Origin of the sequence: Boseongicola aestuarii (assembly GCF_900184815.1) — a bacterium.
GTDB classification, from domain to species: Bacteria; Pseudomonadota; Alphaproteobacteria; order Rhodobacterales; family Rhodobacteraceae; genus Boseongicola; species Boseongicola aestuarii.
This window is the reverse complement of the sequence record NZ_FXXQ01000006.1, coordinates 161,344-182,057: the sequence shown is the minus strand read 5'-3', so window position 1 is coordinate 182,057 and position 20,714 is coordinate 161,344. Positions and strand designations below refer to the sequence as shown.

Here is a 20,714-nt window from a genome sequence, read left to right as displayed (position 1 = left end):
CTGACTTCGAAAAAAAGGATGTGCGCCGCATGAAGGTGCTGGACACCCTGCAGACCCGAGCCGCGGCCCACCCCGCGCGCATTGTCCTAAGCGAAGGCCACGATCCACGGATCGTGGCCGCCGCACTTCGCGCAACAAAAGCCGGAATAGCGTCCATCGTACTGGTTGGACCGACTGAGACTGTAAGGGCCGAAATTAGTGCTCAGGGCGGGCAGCTTGGTGAAACCCTCACCATCGAAGACCCTCAGTCTTCCGCACTAACGACAAAACTCGCTGAGGCATATTTCGACCTTCGAAAGCATAAGGGCATAACGCTCAAAGAGGCCGCGGCGAGAGCCTGTGATCCGCTGATCTTCTCCGCGATGATGGTGCGCCTCGCCTTGGCGGACGGAACAATTGGGGGCGCCATTGCGACAACATCCGACACGGTGCGCGCTGCCCTTCAAGTCATCGGCAAAGCACCGGACGCGAAACTTGTGTCCAGTTTCTTCCTCATGGTGCTTCCGGAAGATCACCCCTCAGGCCGCGATGCGATGATCTTTTCAGACTGCGGCCTTGTGATAGAACCAGACGCGGACGAACTTGCCGCGATTGCAGGTCAGTCTGCAGAGTCCTTCATAGCCCTGCTGAACAAGACGCCAAAGGTCGCCTTTCTTTCGTTTTCGACAAAGGGCAGCGCTTTGCACCAAAGCGTGACCAAGGTCGCACGAGCGGCGCGTATCTTTCGTGAAGACCGTCCCGACATCGACAGCGACGGAGAATTGCAGTTCGACGCAGCATTTGTCCCCTCGATCGGGGCGTCGAAATCGCCGGGGTCTGACGTCGCAGGCCATGCCAATGTCATGATTTTTCCTGACCTCGACGCCGGAAACATCGGCTACAAAATCGCGCAGCGCATCGGCGGCTGCACCGCGATCGGACCGGTTCTGCAAGGACTTGCGAAACCCGCGAATGATCTGTCGCGTGGATGCTCAGCGGACGATGTTGTCAATATGATCGCCGTGAGCGCACTTCAGGCCGCGCAGCAGCCCGTTATCGATTGATACTTCAGGCAGGATCGAACGCGATCTCAGTTTCCATAACGTATCGCAGGATACGTCCAATATGAGCGCAGTTCTCAAGTGAGAACGTCAGTGGTACCCGCATGTCAAACAAGGTGCGCAAGATCTCGTCTGTTATTGGGAGATACTGCGACTGAAGATACCGCCAGCTCTTATGGTTCGAGGTGAAGCCCACTGGTTCGGCTGCTCCAAACCACTTCAATTCAACCCCCAGCGCCGCCGCTTGGGCCACCAGACTTCTGCATTTCTCATCGCTCGCCTTAGGCAGTCTGAACTGAAACGAAGACCCAACCCGCACCATCTTTGGATGACCTTTGGGCATTTCAACACCTTCGACGCCGAACAATGCTTCAACCAAGACCGAGTGACGCTTATTCCAGCGTCGGACATTCTCATCCAGATCCGCAAGTTGAGGTATAAGGATCGACGCGCGCAGATTGTCCATCCGCGCAGACATATTGGGGGTTTCGTAACGTACTTTCTCATAGGCGGCTTCTTCTGGCCCGGCTCCATGGCGCATGAAATTCATGTAGCTGCCCGAAAGCATTGTTGCACGCGCGGCAATCTCAACGTTGTCGGTGGTCAGAAAACCACCTTCACCCGAATTGATATGCTTATAAGTCTGGGTCGAAAAACACGAAACCACGCCATGGCTGCCGGATCGCTTATCGGCAAATCGCGCGCCCATCGTATGAGCGCAGTCCTCAACCAAGGCCACCTTGAAGCGATCACAGATATCCACGACCCTATCCATGTCTGCAATATGTCCGCGCATATGCGACAAAAGCAGGACGCGCGCGCCTGAACTGCGGGCCTTCGCCTCCAGATCATCTAGATCAATTGTCAGGTCATCAGACGATTCGACAAGAACGGCCTTTGCACCTACGGCTGCGATTGCGCCGGGCACGGGGGCCAATGTGAAGGCATTGGTTAATACAAGATCCCCCGGACAAACTGTCACAGCCCGAAGCGCAATCTGAAGCGCCTGACCACCGGATGTTAGCGCAAGACAAAATTGCGCACCTTGCCAATTTGCAAAAGCCTCCTCTAACGCGGCGGCCTGCGAAATCTCTCCTTGGGCATTCCCGTATCTATGCAGCCTGCCGCCCGACAATACCGCGCTAGCCGCTTGAATTGCCGCAGCTGGAAGTGGTTCCTGCTGGGTAAAACTTCCCTGAAAAGCTTTGACTGTCATATGGGCCCCGGATGGTCTTCTCAGCGTTATCTGGTTCTTGATAAGTGCTGCGTCTAGCAACTGCAGCTCTTTGAAAAATAGAGCATTTCACCCTTCAATTCCAGAAAATTCACCTTGATGAGGCTTTGAAGTGATCACGGGAGCCCGTCGTTTTCGTTGGCTTGCTGGCGACGTCTAAATAGGAAGTGGACAAAGTTGATTTTTCTCCTACTTTGGGGAAACTGGGAAAAGCACAAGAATTCAAAGATCGCTTCCAGGAGAGCTTATACGAAGACGCACTCGGCTTGGGTGCAGGGGGGATTTAGCCAACGGACACTTACTGACATGTGCATGAGTTCTGCTTGTGCATTTGCGACGTCCGAAATGGGCGGAAAAGTAAGCGGACGCACTAACTGACCAAAAAAAACAGGCTATCTGAATCCAAAGCTTTGGGCTATTGGTTCGGAAAGTTTACCAAAACTGCCCAAGAATGGGTGTTAAACCGGAGGAAAACTATGAGAAACAAAACAATCGCGGCGGGGCTTGCTGCCGTTATGGCAACCGGCGGTACTGCACAGGCGCAGGAAGTCATCGAAATGACGTCCGCGTTTTCGCGCAACCTTCCAATCCTCGGCACAGCCGGCGTCGACTTCGTTGAGAAAATCAACAGCATCGCCAGCGACGTGGAGTTCGAACACTTTGATCCGGGCGAGCTCGTGCCGACGCTGGAAGCTCTCGACGCTGTTTCCGGCGGTTCAGTCGATGCGGCCTATACGACCTCTGGTTATTGGCAGGGAAAGATCACTTCTGCATCGCTTTTCGCTGCCGTTCCATTCGGTCCGGAAGCCGGCGAGTTCCTCGCATGGATGCTTTATGATGATGGACACGAGCTGTTCCAGCGGATGTATGACCAGAACGGTTATAACGTTAAGGTGCTTCCTTGCGGCATCATCGCACCGGAAACATCCGGTTGGTTCAAAGAACCAATCAACTCGGTCGCTGATCTCGAAGGCTTGAACATGCGTTTCTTTGGCCTCGGCGCGGAAGTCATGCAGCGCCTTGGTGTGTCGACATCGCTTCTGGCGGCGGGAGACATCTTCCCGGCACTCGAGCGCGGTGCGATCGATGCGACGGAATTCTCGATGCCGCTCATCGACCAGCGTCTCGGCTTCTACAACATCGCGTCAAATAACTACTTCCCCGGCTGGCACCAGCCTGCAACCATGTTCGAATTGTTGATCAACAAGGATGTTTGGGAAGATCTTGACGAGAAGTCTCAAAAGCAGATCGAAGTCGCTTGTCTTGCGAACATCACCACGAACTACGCCGAAGGCGAAGCCGTCAACTTCGGAGCAATGGTCGAGAACGTAGAAAAAAATGGCGTGACGATCCGCCAGTGGCCTGACGAGATGCTTGATGCATTCGAAGGTGCATGGACTGAAGTTGCGGCCGAATTGGCCGCCGAAGATGAATTTTTTGCAGAAGTATGGGCTGACCTTCAGGAATTCCGCGAAGGGTACAAAGTCTGGAGCGACAACATTTATCTTAAGCGTCCACGCAACTGATATTGCTGGCTAAATATTGAACGAGAGGGGCAGCCAGTTGCTGCCCCTTTTGCGCGACGCACCAAGAACCCCGAGGGATCTCATCATGGATAACGTCGAAGAAATCGTTGCAATATCCGATCCCGGTGAGGTCGGGCGCGACGAACACAACAGGGGCGACCGCTTTGTCGTCCAACTCTCGAATATCGCCGCATGGCTCTTCCCGATCTTGATGGTGGCTATCACCGCACAGGTCATCCTGCGCAACAACGGAATGAACCAAGCCTGGCTCGATGATTTGCAGTGGTGGCTTTATGGTGCAGCCGTCCTGATGGGCGTCGGATACGCGGTGACAACTGATAGCCACGTGCGCGTCGATATCCTTTACGACAACTTCCCCGAAGACAAAAAGACGCGCACCAACCTCTTTGCAATCGGGTGGCTTTTCCTGCCCTTCATTATTCTGTCCTGGGATGTGACTTACGACTATGCGGTAAGTTCCGTCCGCGCCGACGAGGGTTCTGACAGCCCGAACGGGCTGCATAACCTATGGATTTTGAAATGTTTCATGAACGCAGCGTTTGTTTTCATCGGCATCGCCTGCTGGTCTGCCATTGTGAGAAACCTCAAACGCCTGCATGAGCCGAAGCTTTGGAGGCAACTCTGGGCGGCTTTTCCGGCAACCTTCCTGTTGCTCAATCTGACAATTTATTATGGCTTGTACCTCACGATGTCTCTTCTTGCAGAAGAGGGAACCTCAAACCGCGATATCAGCAGAGGCCCGGCATTCGGCGAAATCGAATTTGGCCCTTACGAGCTCACATATACAGTTGTGGCGGCACTGATCTTGGCGCCTATCCTCGTCCTCGCACTTCGCGCTTTGGACACATCGCGCAAGGCAGGGTCGTAAACCATGTTTGAACTACTGACACTTAACGAAATCGCGGTCATTGCGATGTTCTTGACGTTCATCTGGATGCTGTTCCGCGGCATTCCGGTTGCGATGGCTCTTGTCGGGGTCAGCCTTGTATTCGTGGTGATTGCCGAGGTGTTCCTCGATCCTAACCGCAGTTTTTTCCGCGGTCTTATCGAATTTGACCGCACAGGGATTGATTATCAAAAACTTGGGGCACTTTCGGGACGGATTTTCGGCAGCACAGTTAAGAATCCAGTTCTTGTCGCTCTGCCAATGTTCATCTTCATGGGTTTGATGCTGGATCAATCCGGGGTCGCTCAGCGCATGATGCATGCGATGCAGAAGCTATTTGGCGGACTACGAGGCGGCTTGTCGCTAACGGTATTGTTGATCGGGATCATTCTTGCAGCATCAACCGGTGTTATCGGTGCGTCCGTTACCCTTCTTGGTGTCATGGCGCTGCCTGCCATGATGGCGCAGAACTACTCAAAACCGATCGCGACGGGCACCATCGCGTCGGCCGGCACACTTGGTATTCTCATTCCGCCATCCATCATGTTGGTAATCATGTCGGACCAATTGGCTATCAGCCTTGGTGACCTGTTCATGGGCGCCCTCTTTCCGGGACTAATACTAGGTGCACTCTATATCACGTTCATCGTCATTTATGGCCTGATCAAGCCCGACTCGATGCCACCTCCGGAGAAAACCGAGGAGGTTGGCTGGCCGGTTGTGTTTGAAGTGTTGAAGGCGGTCGTCCCGCCGATGTTTCTTATCCTTCTCGTGCTTGGCTCGATTTTTGGAGGTATCGCAACGCCGACCGAAGCCTCTGGCTTGGGCGCCTTGGGGGCGACACTTCTGGCGCTTGCCAACAGAAGACTTAACTTCAAGGTCCTGAAAGAAGTAAGTCGTTCGACTTTGAACACATCCGGCTACATTGTCGGTATCTTCTTGGCCGCCAATTTCTTTGCTTTCATCCTGCGTCGGTATGGTGGAGATGAGATCATCGAAGGTTTGGTCTTATCGGTTTTCAGCGACCCCTACTCGGTTATCTTGTTCATCCTGTTCATAATCTTCCTACTAGGGTTCCTGCTCGATTGGATCGAGATAACGATTATCATCATGCCACTGATGCTTCCAATTATTCAGGGTCTCGGTATCGAAGGCGACATCCCGGACTTCAATCAGGTTGCGGAACCAGTCGTGACCTGGTTCGCGATATTGGTGGCCGTGACATTACAAACGTCGTTTTTGACGCCACCTGTGGGATTTGCTCTGTTCTATTTGAAGGGCGTCTGCCCGCCAGGTGTGACAATCGCTCATATCTACAAAGGTGTGATCCCGTTTGTTCTTCTGCAAATCCTCGGCCTGTTTATCGTTTTCGAGTTCCCGGCCCTTGTGACCTGGCTGCCATCGGTGGCTTACGGAAACTAGCCAAACGCGTCCTGCTGAACAGCAAGAAAAAGTATGAAGCGGCTCCCTATCGGGGGCCGTTTTTCGTTTGGTCCGAACAGATCCACAACCTACTTAATTCTAGTCACATTCTCTCCTTGAACGGGAATTAACGAGGAAGTGTCGGGGGCCTGTTGCCGTGACTTGAGTACAACCCGACGGGAGACGGAATCTTGCAGCGCAACGAAGTGATCAATTTAGATAGCTCCTGCGAAAGCCGCGGAACTCTTCACCTAGACGTTCGTAATGAACTTCCGGCCGGTACCGTCCTTTTGTAAGGACAGCATACGATAGATGAATACCTCAATAGCGGCGGGTTATTACACGCTGCGGCTATCACAATGTTGGGCGATGTCAGATCAGAGGCGCAGATAAGCGGTTCGGAAGACGAAGCACTGTTCGCAAACAAACTACTCAGAGCAATTGGAAAGCTGCTGGACTCAGTTCTTGCCGTAGAATGAAAGCAATCGCGTTTGAGACATGGCCCCGGCAGCGCGACGCGAGCGATATTGAGGGACAATCATCGACGCCGCCTGCGAGCGGTTCACTTTGATTATTGAGATTGAAATATTGTCCTGATCGGGATCCTTCAGCGCATTCACTGTCTTGAGAAGCGCAAACGCAATCTCTGTCGCCGAACGCTCCTCGTTCTCTCGCAGAACGGTGGAAATCTCGGAATCGCGCAAGGATTGAAGTCCGTCACTGGCAACCAAGATTATGTCGCCTTCCTCCACTTGCAAAGGGTCTTGGGGGCAGTCGATCTTGGCCACGCTATCACCCAGCAGCACTGAACGGAGGCAATTTCGGTCAGGATGATCAAGAGCCTCCTCGGGCGATAGCAATCCCGAAGATACCATGCCATCAATTTCCGGTGCCATCGAGTGATCTTCATTCAACTGCCGAATTTTTCCGCCGCGCTGTAGGTAAAGCGGCGAGTCCCCAACAGAAATCCAATACAGGCGGTCTTCAATCAGCAATGGCGCCACCAGAGTAGCGCCCATTCCGTAATTGCCGGGGTTTTCTGAAACGTAGTCGCGGATGCATGCATTGGAAGTCATCGCTGCGTTTTTCAGAATTGCCGGGATATGCTCTTCATGTTTTTTCAAATCAGCCAGCTTGAATTTAAGCTCGGCGAACACTTCAGTCACAAGGATCAAACTGGCGATCTCGCCGGCCGCGTGCCCGCCCATGCCATCCGCAAGAACCACGAAGCCGACGTCCATACCTGCCGGGAAATCCGTCACAACAGCGTCTTCCTGTATTTCCCGCATGCCCTGCCCAAGGGCCGTGGCCACATCATAACGAGCGTATGTTTGTGAGGTCATTTCGATCCTCCTTTGTCGATTATGGGAGGCCAGCTGAATTGATCGTCGCAGAATACCGCAATCCGCAGAGTCGTCTTGCCAATTGAGATGCTGTCGCCGTGGGTCAACGCAACTTTACCGTCAACCACAACGCCGTTCAGCCGTGTGCGGTTTCTGCTCTCGCCATGGCTGAGTTGTAGACGGTGGTGCGCAATATCATAAGTGATAAACGCATGGCTTTGACGCGAAATGGTCTGATCCCCGAAGTCGATACAGACATTCTGGTCCGCGCCGCGCCCCAAATGGGTCAGTCCGCTTTCCAGAGCGAACCAGTCTCCAGTTCCGGGACCGTCAATTATCACTAGCCATCCGACCGGACGACGCACTTGCCCACCCCCGTTGTGGTCCGAACCTTCACCGGGTGAATACGGCTTGTCCTCTTCACCCTCTGGTAAAAGCCTCGTGCGCACACGACCGCTGCGACCACTTGGTCGCCCAGACGGATCGCCGTTCGTATTTGTTGTCCCGACGGGGCCGCCGATTTTGGCGGCGTCTATGCCCACAACATTGTCAATTGTCTGCGTAGTCTCGTTCGCGTCTGGCATCGTTTCAGGTTCAGGCAACGGGCCTGTAGTATCGCGCGCGAACAGCCTCTGCAGATTGATCAAGATCGCCATGCATACCACATAAGCTCAGGTGAATTCCCCTTCATCGCTTTCTGTTGTCCGAAAGGGGATGCCTCCACAGTTAAAGAGTTCGCGCAAAATGCAGCGTTCTGGAAGTTGGTCAATTGCTCGACGCACGCCATTCGCGATCCTTTTGTGACAGGTAGAACCTACCCGTTAACCTTCAGTGGTATGCAGGAAAGTTGGCAAAACGGAGATTGCTTTAAGTGAACTTTGAGGCACTTACGGCCGTCTCATTGGACCAAATCCGTGAGCAAACTTACAAAGCTAGCGTTGGATTTGACCGCTCATTGCACCAAACGCTACGCGCTGTTTGAGGCCCGCCGCACGAGTGAAACAGGGAGGCGCAAAACATCATAGGGTTTTATCCCGGCGGCAAACCATCCAAGTAACGTTTTGGCGGTTGTTTCGGCGAGCTAATCTTCACCCCCATACCAAATGCGTCACATGATAGAACACGGGTGCTGCAAAAATTACGCTGTCCAATTGGTCGAGGAAACCACCCTGCCCCGGAATGAGGTGCGACCAATCCTTGACGCTCTTGTCACTTTTGATCGCGGCGAAAACGATACTGCCAAACATACCAGTGATTGATGCCAGCGCAGCCATCGCGGCCGCACCCGCAACGCCAAACGGAGTAATCCAGCTTAAAACCGCCCCTACTACGGCAGCGCCAAGGACACCTGCCAAGAGACCAGTCAGCGTCTTCGGAGACAGCCCCGGAGCAATTTTGCGGCGTCCAAAAGTGCGGCCGGCGTAATACTCGAAGAGATCCCCCAATTGCACCACCATCGCAAAGAAAACGATAAGCAAGATCGAGCGATCCGATCCATCTGGCATGTCATACGTCAAAAGCGCCGGAACATGACTGATGCAATAAACGCAGATCATCAGGGCCCATTGTGTTTCCGCCACACGGATTAGGAACCGGTTGGTATCTCCTCTCAGAGCGCTGATGATGGGCAAAAGGAGAAATGCGTAGACAGGCACAAGAACCGTGAACAGGCCAATCCAGTCAAACGCGACGAAAACATATTGAAGTGGCAAGATCACAAAAAATGCAAGGACCAGCGAAAGGTGATCGGCCTGTCGCTTGCTGGTAAACGTCAGGAATTCACGTAATGCCGCAAAGCTCACGAAGCCAAAAAGGAGAATGACGCCGGCCTTTCCGCTCAACACCGCCAACGACAGAACAATGGTCAGACCCCACCAAGAGTGAACCCGCACCATAAAGGCCTCAACAACTGGATTGGTCTGACCGACGGGAAGGCGAGCACGCAAAAACTCGCCCAGTAGTGTAAGCGCGATGAGAAGCCCGAAGACGCCAAAGCTAAGAAGCAGAATATCAAGCGTAGTCTGGCTGGCCATCAGTCAAATCCCCTCTGCGGGGTCGAAAGCGCGACCAATGCGCTAGCTGCCCGCTTCAGGAATGCGTCCTTGGATTCTCCGTCTTCGACGTGGATTGGGGCTCCGAACGTCACTGTACATATCAGCGGCAACGGAATGATTTCGCCTTTGGGCATGATCTCGTTCAGATTCGCAATCCATGTCGGAACAAGATCCACGTCAGGTCGCGCCTTGCCCATATTGTAGAGACCTGCTCGGAAGGGCAGAAGTGGTTCATCCGTCATGTTCCGGTTACCTTCCGGAAAGATGATCAGAGAAGATCCCTCATCCAGTGCTTCGATGATCTTTTCCATTGGATCCTCGGTGCGCGCCTCCGGGCGGCGGTCAACAAGAACGCAGTTGAAAACCTCTGGCCCGACAAACGCCCGAAGCCTGTTTTGAAGCCAGTAGTCAGCCGCTGCCACTGGTCTGGTTTGCCTGCGAATATGTCCTGGGAGGACGGTCCAGATCATGGGCATGTCAGCGTTGCTAACATGATTGGCATAATAGACACGCTGCTTTGCAACAGGCTCAATACCTCGCCAGTCAGCGCGCACGGCCGTGATGAACCGTGCGACAAGCGCCAAGGTGTGCCCGACCATGCGGGCTGCGACGCGCCGCAGAAGAGATGCGAGATTTGCCATAAACAAGTTGTGGCGCAGAAAACCACGAAAAGGAAGGCCGCGTCTTTTCGTCAGGGAACCCGGGCGCCAAAGAACCAAGTTCTTCGTTTTGACACGTTTTTGAGTATCAGTAGGTTTCGCGATCGCTTGACAAATCAAAGACCGCGCCGGCGATGAACGGATTTTCCTTGCAGGCCCAAAAGCAGATCATTGAAACGGTTTCCCGCGGTTCAACCATGCGAACTCGCGGGATTTTGGACACGATCTGTTTCAGGAATTCAGGGTTCTGCTGAGCGCAATTTTCGTCTCTGCAACCTCTGGCGTCACGGCGATGCGACCCTGGAAGTCACAGGTGTTCATCGTATCCTCTATGCAGAAGTTGGCGGGCGCCGTTGCGGCACCCGCCCGTTTCTTTTAGAAGTCGAAGTCGTCAATGTTGTCGGCGTTAAACGTGGTAAGTGCCGCTTGAGTATTGATCGAATTTCCCTCGTTAATAGTGATTGTCCCAAGATTTGGAACCTCAAACGTGCCACCCACTTCGTTGGTCATCGTCCCGTTTTTCAAACCAACCGCAAAGTAGGAAGCCAACCAACCTTCGTTGTAAGGTGACCAAAGCTGGAAACCTTCGACAGTCCCATCCTTGACGAACTCGCGCATCTCGGAAGGCAGCCCAAGGCCAGTGACTTTCACCTGATCCGCAATACCACGGCTTTGCACGACCTGAGCAGCCGCCGCGATGCCGACGGTTGTCGGTGCAATCACGCCTTTCAGATTAGGAAAGTTCGCCAGAAGAGCTTCCATTTCCGTGGTCGACTTCTCAGGCTGGTCATCCCCGTAGACCGTCGCAACCAGTGTCATGTTGGCGTACTTCGGATCATTGGCGAGCGTCTCGTTCATGCCTTCAATCCAGAAGTTCTGATCAGGAGCTTCGGTCGTTGCAGAAAGAATGGCAATTTCACCCTCGTACCCGATAAGAGAGCCGACCATTTCGATCTGATCCGCGCCCACTTTGGTGAAGTCTGTTGGAAGGATCGTTGCGTCCCGGAACTGCTCGTTGCCAGTGATGTCACCGTTCACGGTCAGAACAATGATCCCCTGATCGCGGGCGGATTGGAACACCTGGTTCAAAGCGTCAGGCGAGTTTGGCGAGATGGCTATCACATCTACTCCGCGCTGAATTTGAGCCTCCAGGAAAGGAATTTGGGAGGTGGCTTCAGCAGTGGCCGGAGCCACGAACTCGAAATTACATGCGATAACTTCGCACGCATCCACAAAGCCTTGAGTGAGCGAGTCGAAATATGGATTGCCGGTGTTCTTTCCGACGAAGACGATATCGATGTCTTCGGCAGTCGAGGTGCCCGCAGTCAGTGTAAGTACGGCTGTCGCCGCGAGTAGTGATTTCTTTAACATCTTTTTTTCCTCCAGTTGCAGTTTTCAGGTTCAGGCAGTTGAGCCTTTGGTTTGCCCTTTAGCGTTGGGTTCGGGCGTAAATGAAATTGGTCGCGATAATTGCAACGATTAATAAAATGCCAAGTACAGTCAGCTGGATGGCTGGCAGCAAGTTGGCGACCGTCATGCCAGTCGAAACGATTACAAGCAGCCACGCAGCCAGAAATGTTCCCAAAATCGTTCCGCGCCCGCCAAAAATGTAGGTGCCGCCAAGCATTGCCATTAGGACCATTTGCAATTCACCACCAAGCACCAGGTCGTACCTTACCGACCCGAGGCGCGATGCGGCCATGATCCCAGCGGCCGCGCTGACTAATCCAAGCACCAGAAACAAACCCACTTTGATCTTCTTGGCATTGATGCCTGCGTGCAGAGCAGCCTGCTGATTTGTTCCGATCTGATAGATCTGACGGCCAACTGCAGTCGTCCCAAGGACCAGTCCAAGCAAGATTGCAACAAGTACGAAGATCACGACCGGAAGCGGGATACCCGCAATCATGACGTTGTTGATCCCGATAAAACTATCGGGAACACGAATGGACCGGTCGCCGGCGATCACCTGTGCCAGACCTCGGAAAAAAATCAGGGTACCGATCGTCACAATAATCGAGGGCAACTGCATCCGGATCGACATGAAGGCATTAAGCGCGCCCATCGCCAATCCCGCCAAAAGCCCGACAATCACGGCAATTGGAAGCGGAACACCTGCGTCCTGAACCCAGGCGAAAATACAGGCCGATAGCGCCATGTTGGCAGCGGGGGACAGGTCGATCTCGCCCGAGATCACGACCATCGTGAGGACAAGCGCAACAATCGACATTTCGGCGGTCAGTGTGAAGCTTCGAAGGATGTAACCTGCGTCCAAAAAGAACGGTGACAAAAAACTTGCGCCAACCAGCCCGAAGAGGAGAAGGAGAAAAGTCATTGTTTCAGGGCGCACCAAAACGATGTGCCATGTTGGCCGCGCTGGGGCGAGTTCGCGTGTCGGTGCCGGGGTAGAGTTCATCATGACGCAGCCCTCGACAAACTTGTCACACCGCGTTGCCTGACCGATCTGTCAATCAACAAGGCGATAAGAATGACCGCGCCATAGATCGCATTCTGCGTGGACCCGGGAATGCCAAGCAATGGTAGTGCGGCTGAAACGCATCCTAAAAGCAGAACACCCAGAACTGTCCCGCTGACTGTTCCGACACCGCCGTTGATCGACACTCCGCCAATCACCACCGCAGCGATCACCTGAAATTCAAAGCCGGCACCCGTATTGGAAGGGTTCACAAATCCCCATCGACTTGCATAAAGAATTCCGGCAAGCCCGCTCAAAGCGCCTGCAAGTGTGAACACGACCAAGGTGACCTTGGCGACATCGATGCCACGCAATGGCGCAGCCTCGGGGTTTGAACCAAGGGCATATATTTGGCGCCCAAGCTGAGTGTGACGGGCAACAACGTAGGTCATCAATGCGACGCCGAAGGCGATCAAGATGATCCATGGAATATCAAAAATCGGCGAAGTCCGAGACATCGCCTTGAGTTCGGTCGGGATGACGGATCGGTTGATCTGGCGTGCGTCCGAGATAATGAAGGTCAATCCGCGATACAGGCTCAAGGTGCCCAATGTCACGATAATGGACGGCAGCCTGAAGATCGTCACCAAAAGCCCGTTGCCGAGCCCCAGAAACGCTCCGGTCAAAATGGCGACCGGAAAACCGACAAGCCAGTAGATATCAGGGAACTCGCGATACATCAGGCCAACAACCATCGCCGAGAACCCAAGTATCGAGCCGATCGACAAATCAACGTGTCGCGCCACCAGCACCAACATCTGCGCCATCGCACCGATCATGATCAATGGCACCAGAAGAAGGATAATCCGCAGGCTTTGCACGGTCAGGAAGTGTGGTTTGTAAAGGCCAACGGCGAGGCAAAACGCGAAGATCATGACAACGATACCAGCTTCACGCCGCAAAAGGATCGAGCGTACCAGTGTCAAGCTGCCACTCCTTTTCGGGGCACGGCTGCCTGCATGATGTTTTCTTGCGTCGCTTCCTCTCTCGGTATTTCGGCAGTAATACGACCTTCTGACATTACGAGTATTCTGTCACAAAGCGACAAAAGTTCGGGCAATTCGGACGAGATCAGCAGAATGGCACGCCCCTGCTCCGCCAAGTCACCGATCATGTCGTAGAACTCCGCCTTCACGCCAATATCGATGCCGCGGGTTGGCTCGTCTAGGATCAGGATATCAGGCTCGGTCAAGAGCCAACGCGCCAGAATTGCCTTTTGTTGATTGCCACCAGAGAGTTCGGCAATCGGCTGACGCAATGAAGCCAAACGTATAGATAAATCATCCACCGCTTTGCGCGAAATTTCACGCTCGAGACTGCGGCTGATGAAACCGCTCGGAGCGATTTTGCCCGGCACCGCTGCAGTCAGGTTGTGTTCGACGGAAAGGGTCGCAAATATCCCGTGACCTGCCCGGTCTTCTGGTACAAACGCCAGGCCCAGATCAATCGCGTCTGTTGGCGTATGTATCATCGCATCAACGCCGTTAATCCTGATATGCCCGGATATGGCCGGCTCTACGCCAAAAAGCGCCCGAGCCACGTCGGTGCGCCCTGCACCGACAAGACCACCAAGACCAATGATCTCGCCGCGACGCAGGGTGAAACTCACGTCTTCAAAGGCACCGGGACGGCTGAGTTCCGAAACCTCCATCGCGATATCGCCAATCTCGGCGACATGTTTGCGCATGAACTTTTTCAATGTGCGCCCAATCATCAGCTTGATGATGTCTTCGTCGGAAATATCGTCGATCTTCTGGGTCGAGATGTGCGCGCCGTCACGGAAAATCGTCACGCGGTCACAAAGCATCCGAACCTCTTCCAAACGATGAGAGATGAAGATGATCGTCCGCCCTTCTTCACGCAAACGCCGCGCAATATTGAAAAGAGTATCGACTTCCCGCGGCGTAAGCGGTGCCGTCGGCTCATCCATGATAATCAGCTTGCTATCCGACGCCAGCGATCGCGCAATCTCGACCATTTGCTGGTTTGCAATCGAGAGCCCTCGCATCGGAAGCGTGACATCGAGAGAAACGCCGAGCATATCAAGATACTGTCGCGCATCCGCAATGATCTTGGCCCATGGCACCCGCGATAGCAGCCCGCCACCCTGCCGCCCCATAACGATATTTTCCGCGATTGACAGATCCGGGAACGAAATGGGTTCTTGATGAATAAGAGCAATTCCAAGCTTTTGCGCAGCAATAGGGTTGGTGACGTCAACCTTACTGCCATTCAGCTTCAATGTGCCTCGTGTGGGACGATGAACGCCAGCCAGGATTTTAGCGAATGTAGACTTCCCTGCTCCGTTCTCGCCCAGGAGGGCGTGAATTTCACCTGCATGAAGATCAAGATCGACATCGCTCAGTACTTCGACACCGCCGAACTGCTTTGAGATACCCCGCGCTTCGACCAACATGGAGGGCTCTCTCTTCATGCATTTGACCCTTCGGGCACTGGTGCATCCGCGACGATCAATCCATGTGATTTAAGCTCTGCCCAGAACTCGCTCGGGATCACCTCATCAATTGCGCGGATATTTGCGGTAACTTCTTCAGGCTTCGCCGCTCCGGGAATAACGGAAACAGCGGCCGGATGCGCCAGCGGAAACTGCAGTGCCGCTGCGGGCAAAGAAACTCCATGGGTCGCGCAAACAGCTTCCATACTGCGAACTTTCTCAACAATCGCTTCATCGGCTGCGCCATAGTTGTAATGCAGGGCCCCTTTTGTTCCGGTAGCCAGAATTCCTGACGCAAAAGGCGCTCCCACAATCACGCTGACGCCGCGATCAAGGCAGGCTTTCATTCCGGTATGCAAACTCTCTTGATCAATAAGCGTGTAGGGCATGGCAACCAGCGCGAAGTCCAGATCAACCCTCTGAGCCAAATCCGCAAGCTGCTCTTTCATGTTAATTCCCATTCCGAAAGCCTTGATATCTCCTGAGGATTTCAGCTCATCCAAAGCTTTCATGCCGGCCTCTGAAAGCGCACTTGTGTGGCGATCCAACGTTTCAGCGTCGTGATATCCAATGTCCAGATCGTGAATTACCAGCGCGTCCACAGTGTCGAGCGCAAGCCGCTGAAGGGCTTGTTCATAAGATCTCATTATGCCGTCGTAGGAATAGTCAAATTTGACTTCAAAATTCAGACCACCCTTCCACGGATCACGACTAAAGGTCGCGGGGTTCGCCGGACGATGCAGCGTGCGCCCAACCTTTGTGGTGACAAAGAAGTCCGTGCGCGGCTTGGTGCGCAGGAAGCCTCCAAGCCTGTGCTCGGACAGACCACGCCCATACCAGGGAGCTGTGTCGAAATAACGAACTCCTCCATCCCAACCAGCCTGAAAAGTGGCATGCGCTGCACCCTCTTCAACAATGCCATATAACTCGCCCACATGCGCGGTCCCCATACCGAGCATCGGGAGCTCTAAGGAAGTACAAGCAACCTTGCGGCGCGTGCTAACACGACTTTCCATGGCTCCTACCCTCCCTGACGATGGGCGATTTCCTGCCCTCAATGTATATTTGTCAGACAAAAATTTGTTTGACAAGTTTTTATTCAGACGCCAAACCAAAGCAATACCTGCGGAATGACCGAAAGCCGGTACGCCACTTTTTCGCAAAGCATCCAGTGACGTTGGCCACACGCAAGCATGAGGAGTCTAAGCTCAAAATGGCGCGCATCACCGACATAAGGACGACCATTTGGGAGTGGGTTGGACCAGTGGCGCCGATGCCGCCTCATTTCTGCACAACAGCGGGAGACTTGGTCTCTGACGTGTCAGGCTCAATCGCAGGCTTTCGTTTTCTGGGATGGCTGATCGTCGAGATCGAGTGCGACGACGGAACCGTTGGGATAGGCAACGCGGCACTTGCACCGCACGCCTGCAAAGCCACGATAGATAACTATTTGAAGCCTCTTTTGATTGGGGCCGATCCAATGGATACTGAGTATCTGTGGGAATCCATGTATCGTCGAACGCTCCCTTTCGGGCGCAAAGGCATTGGCATGACAGCCATTTCCGCGGTCGATCTCGCGCTTTGGGATGCAAAAGGCAAAATCCTGAACCAACCCGTCTTCAAGCTTCTTGGTGGGCGTACGAAATCCAAGATTCCGGTCTATGCCAGCCGCCTTTACAGTCAGCCACTCGAAACACTCTATGCGGAAGCCAAAACCTATTCGGATCAGGGTTTTAAGGCTGTGAAGTTAAGGTTTGGCTGGGGTCCGAAAGACGGTCTTGCCGGCATCAACAAGAACATCGATTTGGTCAAGACCGTCCGCGAAGCAGTTGGACCGGACGTGGATATCATGGGCGACGCCTACATGGGCTGGAACGTCGAATACACGAAACGAATGCTGCGCCTGCTCGAACCCTTGAACATGCGGTGGGTCGAAGAACCGGTGATCTCGGACGATCTTGCGGGATACGCCAATCTTCGAGCCATGAACAAAGTCGCGATCTCGGGCGGCGAGCACGAATACACGCTTCACGGCTTTCGACAAGCATTGGAGTTGGGTGCCTTTGACATCGCTCAGTTCGACGTCAATCGCGTCGGCGGAATTACGGCTGCAAAGAAAATCACCTCCCTGTGCGAAGCCAACGATGTCGCAGTCATTCCTCATGCTGGCCAGATGCATAACTATCACATCACGATGTCATCTTACGCCGGCCCCATGTCAGAGTACTTCCCGAAGGTTCCAGTCGAGGTCGGAAACGAGCTTTTCTGGTACATCTTCGATGGCGAGGCCGAAGCTCAAAACGGGTTCATTGACCTCGATGACCACGCAGCCGGGTTCGGGCTCACTCTCAAGTCCCCGGATCCCACAGAATTCAAACTGACGAGCTGAAGCATGCCAGACTTTCCGATCATTGATACGCACCTGCACATCTGGGACATGGACCGTCTCAAGTACTCCGCGTTCGAGGGTCACCCGCTTTTTGGCAAGTCTTATCAAATAGAAGACTACCAGCGTGATTGTGGCGACGTCGAAGTCGAAGCAATGGTGTTCGTTGAGTGCTTTGCCGACTTCACTGAAACGGGCGGGCAGTACATCGACGAGATCAAATTCGTGGAAGACAGCGCCCGGCGCGACCCTCGGATCAAAGGTATTGTCCCGATGGCTCCCTTGGAATGGGGCTCCCGCGTCTTGCCGATGCTTTCCGAGATGAATGCAAACCACTCCTCGGTAAAAGGTATCCGCCGAATAATGGAGTTTGACGATGACCCGCGCGGTCTGACCCTCTCGCCAGATTTCATCGAGGGCGTGAACTTGCTTCACGAATTTGGATGGCACTTCGAGATAAACGTGAATTTCACGCAAATGGATATCATCCGCGAGTTCGTCCAGCATATTCCGAATGTTCCGATGATCCTCGATCACTGTGGAAAGCCCGGAATAAGAGAAGGCGCCTTGGCTCAGTTCCGAGATGATATCCGTGACCTTGCCACGCACCCCAACATGTGGATCAAGCTTTCGGATCTGCCACCCTACGCAGACCCCGCAAACTGGACGGACAAGGATCTCAGACCTTATATCGACGCGACAATCGAGACATTCGGTTTTGGGCGGACAATCTATGCCGGTGACTGGCCGATATGCTTGCAGGCGACGAGTTTGCCGCGATGGGTAGAAACTCTGGACAACGCCCTGGTAGGGGCGAGCGAAAAAGAATTGAGGGCGTTTTATCGCGACAACGCAAATACGTTTTATCGACTAGGGCTTTAGCAGACGGGAAATTTTGTGGCTGAGACGACAAAAACAAAGGACACGAAGTCCGTGGGTGAAGCCTTTGCCGCGATGGTGATCGCTCAAAACGCGAAGGAGCCGGACGTGAGTGCAATCGGAGGCACGCTTGCGCGCGCGTCGATTTCCGAACAAGTGTCGAATCGCATCCTTGCGATGATCAAGTCCGGCAACCTGAAGGCGGGCGACAAGATGCCGACGGAACAGCAGATGTGTGTTGCTCTTGGAATCAGCCGCCCACCGCTGCGAGAAGCGTTGAAAGCTCTGACGCTTATGGGAATTCTCGAAAGCCGTCAGGGTGGAAGATATACTGTTACCGACCTGTCACCCACCCGACTGGTGACGCCATTCAACGTCCTCTTGTCGGTTTCCGACGATGATATTCATACGCAGTTCGAAGCCCGAGCGGTCGTCGAGCTTGAATTGGTCAGGTTCTGCGCCGAGCGCGCCAGTGATGAACAATGCGAGCGCATCAAGTCGCTTGGAGTCGACGGACGCGGATTTACAGAAGATCCAATCGGCTTCAGACTTCTGGATGCCGAGTACCATCAAGCGATAAACGCAGGCGCAAATAATCAGATTCTTTCCACCATTTCCGAAGGCCTTTACAACGTCGCGATCGACGCCCGTCGGATTGCCAGCGCAACACCTGGCGTTATCGAAATCTCGGTCGATCAGCACTGTCGCGTAGCTGAGGCGATTGCAATGCGCGACGCAAAAACTGCAGTCGCACAGTACCGCGAGCACCTGGACCATGTGCTTGCCACAACGCTGCGCGCGATCCATGAACTACCGGAGCAAAAAGATGGCTGAACAGATCGCCTTTCGCATGAACCTCTTCGAAGGCTTCGCCGAAGATTACGAGAAACGCCATGACGAGATTTTTCCCGAACTTGCTCAGGCGCTTAAAGAGGCAGGGGTATCGGACTATTCCATTTGGCTCGACCCCGAAAGCAATCACCTCTTCGGACTTCTCACACGCACGGACGATCATACGATGGACGCGCTTCCCGACATGGAGATCGTAAAGCGCTGGTGGGCCCATATGGCAGACATCATGGAAACAAACGCAGAAAATGTGCCAACGCAAATCCCCCTCAAACGTGTCTTCTATCTTCCATGAGCCGGGCATTTCGCATCAAGAATGTTCGGGTTTGGATTGTGTCCAAGTCCAGCAAGGGCGGTGACTATTTTAACCAAGGCGACGGTGAGCATTGGCTAGTCGACTCTCTCATTTCCAACCCGATGTCTGGCTACGCGGACTATCGTGAGAAACGAACGTCTTGGGGGATTGGGGTTCTTGGCTCGATCGTGGTCGAGATTGAAGCGGATGACGGCACTGTGGGGGTTGCGACCGGCACAGGCGGGTTCCCCGCAGGCTGGCTGATCGAAAACCATTTCAGTCGCTTTCTCGTCGGACAAGATGCGCGAAATACTAATCTGATCTGGGACCAGATGTACCGAGCATCCCTACCCTATGGCCGCAAGGGTATTACGGTCATGGCAATCAGCGCGGTCGATCTCGCGCTCTGGGATTTGCTTGGCAAGATCAGAAGCGAACCGGTCTACAATCTCATCGGCGGTTTGACACGTGACGAAATCTCCTTTTATTGCACCGGCCCGGATGCCAGCGCGATCAAGGGAATGGGATTTTGGGGTGCAAAAGTGCCCTTGCCTCATAGCCCGACCGATGGAGACGAAGGGCTTGCCAGCAATGTCGCCTATCTGCGCGCGCATCGCGAAGCAATCGGCCCGGATTTTCCGCTGATGGTCGATTGCTACATGTCGTTGAACGTGCCCTACGCCATTGAACTTGCCGAAGCTTGCAAAGACATCAATATCTATTGGTGGGAAGAGGTGCTTTCGCCGGAAGATGTGGAGGGCTACCGCCGTATTCGTCAGGCCCATCCCAAGCTGAAATGGACAACGGGAGAACACGAATACACACGCTACGGCTTTCGGTCGCTCATCGAAGAACGACTGATCGACGTCTTGCAGCCTGACGTCATGTGGGTCGGTGGACTGACCGAACTCCTGAAGATTGCAGGGCATGCCTCAACTCTTGATATCCCGATCATTCCGCATGGCAGCGGCCCTTACTCCTACCATTTCATTGCCAGCCAAACCTCCGCTCCACTATGCGAGTATGTGGCCACCAGTCGCGACGGGCGCACGATACTACCCGTGTTTGGTGACCTCTTCGAAGGCGAAGATGTGCCCGAAAATGGCAAGCTTACGCTCTCGCACGCTCCGGGTTTTGGAATGAATATTCGTGATCGGGAAGTCTTGAAGCCACTACGACACTGACTCGA

19 protein-coding genes are annotated in these 20,714 nt (G+C 53.8%); 9 read left to right on the top strand and 10 right to left on the bottom strand.

Annotated elements, in window-relative coordinates; genetic code table 11:
• Positions 1 to 29 precede the first annotated feature (29 nt).
• Positions 30 to 1,043 (top strand): phosphate acetyltransferase, encoded by a 1,014-nt coding sequence (gene pta / locus BOA8489_RS10445; protein WP_093974027.1) that lies wholly within the window; start codon positions 30 to 32, stop codon positions 1,041 to 1,043.
• 4 nt (positions 1,044 to 1,047) lie between these two features.
• Here pta and BOA8489_RS10440 read toward each other — a convergent pair whose 3' ends face one another.
• On the bottom strand, positions 1,048 to 2,256 hold the full coding sequence (locus tag BOA8489_RS10440) for a DegT/DnrJ/EryC1/StrS family aminotransferase (RefSeq protein WP_093973957.1): 1,209 nt from the start codon (positions 2,254 to 2,256) through the stop codon (positions 1,048 to 1,050).
• A gap of 494 nt (positions 2,257 to 2,750) precedes the next feature.
• On the opposite strand from BOA8489_RS10440, the gene BOA8489_RS10435 reads away from it, so the two are divergent.
• The 3 genes from BOA8489_RS10435 (at position 2,751) to BOA8489_RS10425 (ending at position 6,129) form a co-directional block, all read left to right on the top strand.
• Positions 2,751 to 3,800, top strand: coding sequence for a TRAP transporter substrate-binding protein (locus tag BOA8489_RS10435; protein WP_093973956.1), 1,050 nt, complete (start codon positions 2,751 to 2,753; stop codon positions 3,798 to 3,800).
• An 85-nt stretch (positions 3,801 to 3,885) separates the two neighbouring features.
• Positions 3,886 to 4,689 carry a TRAP transporter small permease subunit gene (locus BOA8489_RS10430; RefSeq protein ID WP_093973955.1) on the top strand — a complete coding sequence of 268 codons (804 nt, stop codon included), beginning with the start codon at positions 3,886 to 3,888 and terminating at the stop codon, positions 4,687 to 4,689.
• 3 nt (positions 4,690 to 4,692) lie between these two features.
• On the top strand, positions 4,693 to 6,129 hold the full coding sequence (locus BOA8489_RS10425) for a TRAP transporter large permease (protein WP_093973954.1): 1,437 nt from the start codon (positions 4,693 to 4,695) through the stop codon (positions 6,127 to 6,129).
• Between the two features lie 458 nt (positions 6,130 to 6,587).
• Here BOA8489_RS10425 and BOA8489_RS10420 read toward each other — a convergent pair whose 3' ends face one another.
• The 9 genes from BOA8489_RS10420 to BOA8489_RS10380 all read right to left on the bottom strand — a co-directional run bounded on the left by BOA8489_RS10420 (position 6,588) and on the right by BOA8489_RS10380 (position 16,207).
• Entirely contained in the window at positions 6,588 to 7,472 is an 885-nt protein-coding gene (locus BOA8489_RS10420; protein ID WP_093973953.1) for a PP2C family protein-serine/threonine phosphatase, read from the bottom strand.
• Positions 7,469 to 8,128 carry an FHA domain-containing protein gene (locus BOA8489_RS10415; protein WP_093973952.1) on the bottom strand — a complete coding sequence of 220 codons (660 nt, stop codon included), beginning with the start codon at positions 8,126 to 8,128 and terminating at the stop codon, positions 7,469 to 7,471. The genes BOA8489_RS10420 and BOA8489_RS10415 overlap by 4 nt, the downstream gene beginning before the upstream one ends.
• 432 nt (positions 8,129 to 8,560) lie before the next feature.
• Positions 8,561 to 9,505: a phosphatidate cytidylyltransferase gene (locus BOA8489_RS10410; RefSeq protein ID WP_093973951.1), complete on the bottom strand. Its 945-nt coding sequence runs from the start codon at positions 9,503 to 9,505 to the stop codon at positions 8,561 to 8,563.
• A complete protein-coding gene (locus tag BOA8489_RS10405; RefSeq protein WP_093974026.1) occupies positions 9,505 to 10,167 on the bottom strand; it encodes a lysophospholipid acyltransferase family protein in 663 nt (220 codons plus the stop codon). Before BOA8489_RS10405 ends, BOA8489_RS10410 begins: the two co-directional genes overlap by 1 nt.
• Before the next feature lie 393 nt (positions 10,168 to 10,560).
• Entirely contained in the window at positions 10,561 to 11,556 is a 996-nt protein-coding gene (locus tag BOA8489_RS10400; protein ID WP_093973950.1) for a substrate-binding domain-containing protein, read from the bottom strand.
• Positions 11,557 to 11,614: 58 nt separating this feature from the next.
• Positions 11,615 to 12,604, bottom strand: a complete 990-nt coding sequence (locus BOA8489_RS10395) for an ABC transporter permease (RefSeq protein WP_093973949.1) — start codon at positions 12,602 to 12,604, stop codon at positions 11,615 to 11,617.
• Positions 12,601 to 13,587, bottom strand: a complete 987-nt coding sequence (locus BOA8489_RS10390) for an ABC transporter permease (protein ID WP_217897945.1) — start codon at positions 13,585 to 13,587, stop codon at positions 12,601 to 12,603. The genes BOA8489_RS10395 and BOA8489_RS10390 overlap by 4 nt, the downstream gene beginning before the upstream one ends.
• Complete coding sequence (locus BOA8489_RS10385; protein ID WP_176440267.1) at positions 13,584 to 15,095, bottom strand: sugar ABC transporter ATP-binding protein; 1,512 nt, start codon at positions 15,093 to 15,095, stop codon at positions 13,584 to 13,586. Before BOA8489_RS10385 ends, BOA8489_RS10390 begins: the two co-directional genes overlap by 4 nt.
• Complete coding sequence (locus BOA8489_RS10380) at positions 15,092 to 16,207, bottom strand: aldo/keto reductase (RefSeq protein WP_217897944.1); 1,116 nt, start codon at positions 16,205 to 16,207, stop codon at positions 15,092 to 15,094. Before BOA8489_RS10380 ends, BOA8489_RS10385 begins: the two co-directional genes overlap by 4 nt.
• Positions 16,208 to 16,329: 122 nt before the next feature.
• On the opposite strand from BOA8489_RS10380, the gene BOA8489_RS10375 reads away from it, so the two are divergent.
• From BOA8489_RS10375 to rhmD, 5 genes are read left to right on the top strand one after another with little or no spacing between them, the layout of a single operon-like run.
• Positions 16,330 to 17,505, top strand: coding sequence for an L-rhamnonate dehydratase (locus tag BOA8489_RS10375; RefSeq protein WP_093974024.1), 1,176 nt, complete (start codon positions 16,330 to 16,332; stop codon positions 17,503 to 17,505).
• A gap of 3 nt (positions 17,506 to 17,508) precedes the next feature.
• On the top strand, positions 17,509 to 18,384 hold the full coding sequence (locus tag BOA8489_RS10370; RefSeq protein ID WP_093973946.1) for an amidohydrolase family protein: 876 nt from the start codon (positions 17,509 to 17,511) through the stop codon (positions 18,382 to 18,384).
• Positions 18,385 to 18,399: 15 nt separating this feature from the next.
• Positions 18,400 to 19,215 carry a FadR/GntR family transcriptional regulator gene (locus BOA8489_RS10365; RefSeq protein WP_093973945.1) on the top strand — a complete coding sequence of 272 codons (816 nt, stop codon included), beginning with the start codon at positions 18,400 to 18,402 and terminating at the stop codon, positions 19,213 to 19,215.
• On the top strand, positions 19,208 to 19,525 hold the full coding sequence (gene rhaM / locus BOA8489_RS10360; RefSeq protein ID WP_093973944.1) for an L-rhamnose mutarotase: 318 nt from the start codon (positions 19,208 to 19,210) through the stop codon (positions 19,523 to 19,525). Before BOA8489_RS10365 ends, rhaM begins: the two co-directional genes overlap by 8 nt.
• Positions 19,522 to 20,709: an L-rhamnonate dehydratase gene (gene rhmD, locus BOA8489_RS10355; RefSeq protein WP_093973943.1), complete on the top strand. Its 1,188-nt coding sequence runs from the start codon at positions 19,522 to 19,524 to the stop codon at positions 20,707 to 20,709. The genes rhaM and rhmD overlap by 4 nt, the downstream gene beginning before the upstream one ends.
• Positions 20,710 to 20,714 lie beyond the last annotated feature (5 nt).